The following is a 4,939-nucleotide window of genomic DNA, read 5'->3' as shown; positions in this document are numbered from 1 at the left end:
GGGCTGTTTCGTCCTCATCCTCCTCTCCGGCGTGCCCTTTGGCCGTTGAGTAGTCGTCCGGTTACTCTCTGCGCTGCCGTGCAGCTCCCGGTCGTGTCCGCCCGTCCCGGGCGGCAGGGGCTGCGCACATCTGCGTACAGCGGAAGGGAGTGCGGCTTCCTGTGGTGTCGCATCGCCGCCCCACCGGGCCCGGCCTCAACCGAGGCGTCCGGGCCACCGTCCTTTCCGCCGCCGTGGCCACCGCGGCGGCCACCCTGGGCACCGCACCCGCGAGCGCGGGGCCGGAGGACACCCATGAGACGGCGAAGGAGGCGGTCGACCGGCTGTACGGGGAGGCCGAGCGCGCCACCGAGGAGTACAACGGTGCCCGGGAGAGCGTCGTCCGGCTGCGCGGCCGGGTCGACAGGGCCCAGGACTCGGCGGCCCGGACACAGGCGGACATCAACCTGCTGCGGGCGTCCCTCGGCTCGATGGCGGGTGCGCAGTACCGCTCCGGTGGCATCGACCCCTCGGTCGCCCTCCTGCTCTCCTCCGACCCGGACACCTTCCTGGACCGGGCCGCCGCTCTGGACCGCGTGGGCGAGCGCCGGGCCGTGACGCTGCGCAAGCTCCACCGCGCCCAGCGCAAGATCGCCCAGAGTCGCGCGGAGGCCGCCCGGGCCCTCGCCGCCATGGAACGCGACCGGGCGGCGGTGGCACGCCACAAGCGCGTCGTGGAGGGCAAACTGGCCCGGGCCCGGCAGCTGCTGCGCGCGCTGCCGGCCGCCGACCGCGAGTCCCTCGGCCGCGCGTCGCGCTCCGCCTCCCACGACGCTCCCACCGCCGAAGGACCGGGTTCGGCGCGCGGCCTTGCGGCGCTCATGGCGGCACGGCAGGCCTTGGGCCGCCCCTATGTCTGGGGCGCCAACGGCCCCGCCGGATTCGACTGCTCAGGACTGATGCAGTGGGCGTACGCGCAGGCCGGGGTCGGCCTGCCCCGGACCTCGCAGGCACAGAGGTACGCGGGCCGCATGGTGCCGCTCTCGCAGGCGCGGCCCGGCGATCTCGTCACCTACCGTGCGGACGCGAGTCACATCGGGATGTACGCGGGCAACGGCCAGGTCATCCACGCCCCGTACCCCGGCGCACCGGTGCGCTACGACCCCGTCGGCATGATGCCCGTCTCCTCGGTCACCCGCGTCTGACCGTACGATCGGCGGAATGGCTGTACGGACGCAGGACGCGCGGCGGGAGCGCACCCGCAGACGGAGCACGGCGGGCGCCGTGCTCGCCGCTCTGCTGCTCGCGCCCGCGTGCGCCGGTCCCCGGGACGCCCCCACCGGCATCACGGCCCAGGAGGTCGGCGCCACCCTGGACCGCCGGGCCGCGGCCGTCATGGAGCACGACACCGACGCGTACCTGGCCGCGCTCGACCCCGGCGCCGCGTCCTTCAGGGCCGCCCAGCGCACCGAGCTGCACAACCTCGCCGACGTACCGCTGGAGTCATGGGCGTACAAGGTGAAGGACGTGACGGACAAGGGCGCGGACCGGGTCACCGCCCAGGTCGAACTGCGCTACCGGATCAAGGGCTACGACAAGGCCCCCATGTCCTCCTCCCGCACGGTGGAGCTGGTCCGCCGCGGCGAAGGCCGCACCTGGTACGTCGCCGCCGACCGGGCCGCCGACGGCACCTCGGGGCAGCTCTGGCAGCAGGGCGAGGTCGAGGTCGTACGGGGCACGCACAGCCTGGTCCTCGGGGTCGGCCGCCGGGCGGCGGAGCTGCGCCGGATCGCGGACACCGCGGACCGGGCCGTCCCGGCCGTCACCGCTTCCTGGCCGGAGCCCTGGGCGGAGCGGGTCGTGGTGCTCGTCCCCGAGTCCGTGGAGGACATGGCGGGGCTCCTGGACTCACCCGTGGCCAGCTACCGGGGCATAGCGGCCGTCACCACCGGCGAGGTCGGCGGGAGCGGCCAGGCGCCCGCGGACCGGGTGATCGTCAATCCGCAGGCGTACGGAATGCTCGGCGACTTCGGACAGCGGGTCGTCCTGACCCACGAGACCACCCATGTCGCGACCCGGCCGCACACCTCCGCCGCGACTCCCGTCTGGCTCTCCGAGGGCTTCGCCGACTGGACCGCCTACCGCCAGGAGAGCCGCACCGCCCCCGAGATCGCGCCGGAGCTCACGGAGGCGGTCCAGTCCGGTGATTTGCCCGCGGAGCTGCCGGCCGACGGGGACTTCGGCTTCGGCGAGGACGCGGCGAAGCTCTCCAGGGCGTACGAGGGCGGCTGGCTGGCCTGCGAGATGATCGCGCGGGACTGGGGCGAGGACGAGCTGATCGCCTTCTACAAGGCCGTAGGGAGCCGTTCGGAGCGGGACGGGGCCGTGGAGCAGGCCATGCACACGGTGCTCGGCACCACTACCCAGGACTTCACGGCGCGCTGGCGGGAGTATCTGCGCGGCCGGCTCGGCTGATCCGCTTCCCCGTGCGCCCCTGCCACACCCCCGGTGCCTCCGGCACCGTGGCACGCCACAGCCGTCGGCAGGCGTCCAGCGTCGCCACCGCCAGCAGGCCGTTGCGTACCGCCATGAGGGCCACGCCCTCCGCGTCACTGGCCACCACGTGCGCGAAGCCGAGCGGGAACTCCAGCAGCGTGACGGCGGTGGCCACCAGGACCAGACATGCGGGCCGCGCCATCCGGCTGCCCCGGAACGCCAGGCACACGGCGGCGAGACCGAGCGGCCACACCATGTACTGGGGGCTGATGACACGGCTGGTGACGGTGAACAGCAGCACCGCGGTGAACGCGGCGTCCGCAGGGGTGTGGGCGGCGAACGTACGCGCCCGCAGGCGCCACACCAGCAGCCAGCCGAAGGCGAGCACGCTCAGCGCCAGGGCCAGCGTGCTCACCAGCGCCACGTGCGGGCCGGCGAATTCCATCGAGCCGTAGCGGAGCTCGACCCGGCCCTCCCAGCCGAACTGCCGGGCCACATGGAAGACCAGCGCCCCCAGCGACTCGATCTCCAGCCCCCGGTCCCGCTGGAACGTCAGGAAGGCGAACGCGCCGGGCAGCGACACCGCGGCCGCCAGGGCCAGTACGCCTGCCGTCACCGCCGCCGACGACCAGGCCCGGCGGGTGTCCCTGCCCCGGGCCGTGCCCACCAGCAGCAGCACCGGCCACACCTTCAGCAGCGTCCCGAAGGCGGCCAGCGCCCCGAGCACCCTGGGGTGGCGCACACCCGCCAGCAGTGCCGCCACCGCGACGGCCGTCACCATCAGGTCGTAGCGGGCGTACACGGTCGGCCCGAGAAGGGGCACGCCCGCCACCCAGAGCCGCGTGCCCGCGTCGCGCATGCCCGGACGGCTTCCCGCGTACAGCAGAAGCCCGAACACCACCGCGTCACACAGCAGTACGAGGACGAAGAAGGCGGAGGCGTACTCCAGGAAGGGCAGCAGATCCGGGGAGAGCACGGCGAGCGCGGCGGCGGGCGGATACTGCCAGGTGACGTCGTCCAGCGGATACGAACCGGCGTGGAGGACCTCGTACCAGCCCCGGTAGATCGCCGAGACATCGCTCGTGACGTCCGGGCCCGGCACCGTGAACACCTTGAAGACGCAGAGCAGCAGCACCGCCCGGGTGAGGCCCCATACGGCGAGGGACAGACCCCGGCTCCCCCGGCCACTCGTACCTGTCCTGACCGTCATGCACGCCATGATGCAGGCCCAGGCTGTGCGGGAGCCGTCAGGCAGGGCCGTCGGGCCGCCCGGTACTGTCGGCGGCGATGGACAAGACGCTGATCGTGACGAACGACTTCCCGCCCCGCCCCGGCGGCATCCAGGCCTTCCTGCACAACATGGCGCTGCGCATGGAACCCGAGCGGCTCGTCGTCTACGCCTCCACCTGGAAGCGCGGCGCGGAGGGCGCCGAGGCGACCGCGGCCTTCGACGCCGAGCAGCCGTTCACCGTCGTACGCGACCGTACGACGATGCTGCTGCCCACCCCGCGGGTCACCCGGCAGGCGGTCCGGCTGCTGCGCGAGCACGGTTGCTCCTCCGTGTGGTTCGGCGCGGCCGCCCCCCTCGGGCTGATGGCGCCCGCGCTCCGCAGGGCCGGCGCCCGCCGGATCGTGGCCACCACGCACGGCCACGAGGCGGGCTGGGCCCAACTGCCCGCGTCCCGGCAGTTGCTGCGCCGCATCGGCGAGGGCACCGACACGATCACCTACCTCGGCGAGTACACCCGGTCCAGGATCGCCGCCGCGCTCACCCCGGAGGCCGCGGCCCGCATGGTGCAGCTGCCGCCCGGGGTCGACGAGAAGACCTTCCACCCGGCCTCCGGCGGCGACCGGGTCCGGGCCCGGCTGGGGCTCGCGGACCGGCCCGTCGTCGTGTGTGTGTCGCGGCTCGTGCCGCGCAAGGGCCAGGACACCCTCGTCCTGGCCATGCCCGCGATCCTGGCACGGGTGCCGGACGCCGTCCTGCTCGTCGTGGGCGGCGGCCCGTACGCCGGGCAGCTGAAGAAGCTGGCGGCCGAGACCGGTGTCCAGGACTCCGTGCGCTTCACCGGACCGGTGCCCTGGGAGGAGCTGCCCGCGCACTACGGCGCAGGCGACGTGTTCGCCATGCCCTGCCGGACCCGGCGCGGCGGACTCGACGTCGAAGGCCTCGGCATCGTCTACCTGGAGGCGTCCGCGACCGGGCTCCCGGTCGTGGCGGGCGACTCGGGCGGCGCCCCGGACGCCGTGCTCGACGGCGAGACCGGGTGGGTGGTGCGGGGCGGCTCCGCCGAGGAGTCCGCCGACCGGATCGTCACCCTGCTCGGCGACCCGGAGCTGCGCCGGCGCATGGGGGAGCGCGGCAGGGCGTGGGTCGAGGAGAAATGGCGCTGGGACCTGCTCGCCGAACACCTGAGGGCGCTGCTCTGAGCACGTACGAGGAGGGGCCCCGCACCGGTCGTGG

General features: G+C 74.1%; 4 protein-coding genes. 3 read left to right on the top strand and 1 reads right to left on the bottom strand.

What is annotated here, in order from left to right:
- Positions 1 to 161 precede the first annotated feature (161 nt).
- The gene (locus ACFWFI_RS40915) at positions 162 to 1,184 is read left to right on the top strand and encodes a C40 family peptidase (RefSeq protein WP_387400756.1); all 1,023 of its coding nucleotides are present in this window, start codon (positions 162 to 164) and stop codon (positions 1,182 to 1,184) included.
- Between the two features lie 16 nt (positions 1,185 to 1,200).
- The gene (locus ACFWFI_RS40910; protein ID WP_387400754.1) at positions 1,201 to 2,454 is read left to right on the top strand and encodes a hypothetical protein; all 1,254 of its coding nucleotides are present in this window, start codon (positions 1,201 to 1,203) and stop codon (positions 2,452 to 2,454) included.
- Here the strand turns inward: ACFWFI_RS40910 and ACFWFI_RS40905 are convergent.
- The gene (locus ACFWFI_RS40905; protein WP_387400753.1) at positions 2,411 to 3,685 is read right to left on the bottom strand and encodes a glycosyltransferase 87 family protein; all 1,275 of its coding nucleotides are present in this window, start codon (positions 3,683 to 3,685) and stop codon (positions 2,411 to 2,413) included. The two genes, ACFWFI_RS40910 and ACFWFI_RS40905, sit on opposite strands and share 44 nt — an antisense overlap.
- Before the next feature lie 77 nt (positions 3,686 to 3,762).
- Between ACFWFI_RS40905 and ACFWFI_RS40900 the strand changes: the two genes are divergently transcribed.
- Positions 3,763 to 4,905: a glycosyltransferase family 4 protein gene (locus tag ACFWFI_RS40900; protein ID WP_387400751.1), complete on the top strand. Its 1,143-nt coding sequence runs from the start codon at positions 3,763 to 3,765 to the stop codon at positions 4,903 to 4,905.
- The last annotated feature ends 34 nt before the right edge of the window (positions 4,906 to 4,939 follow it).

It is taken from the genome of Streptomyces sp. NPDC060209 (assembly GCF_042728155.1).
GTDB lineage: Bacteria > Actinomycetota > Actinomycetes > Streptomycetales > Streptomycetaceae > Streptomyces.
Note: the sequence above shows the minus strand (reverse complement) of the source record. Positions and strands in the feature narration are given on the sequence as shown.

What these genes read in the sequence shown, in the direction of transcription:
- ACFWFI_RS40910 (WP_387400754.1), top strand. Translation starts at nt 1,201, where the DNA reads ATGGCTGTACGGACGCAGGACGCGCGGCGGGAGCGCACCCGCAGACGG.
- ACFWFI_RS40905 (WP_387400753.1), bottom strand. Translation starts at nt 3,685, where the DNA reads ATGACGGTCAGGACAGGTACGAGTGGCCGGGGGAGCCGGGGTCTGTCC.
- ACFWFI_RS40900 (WP_387400751.1), top strand. Translation starts at nt 3,763, where the DNA reads ATGGACAAGACGCTGATCGTGACGAACGACTTCCCGCCCCGCCCCGGC.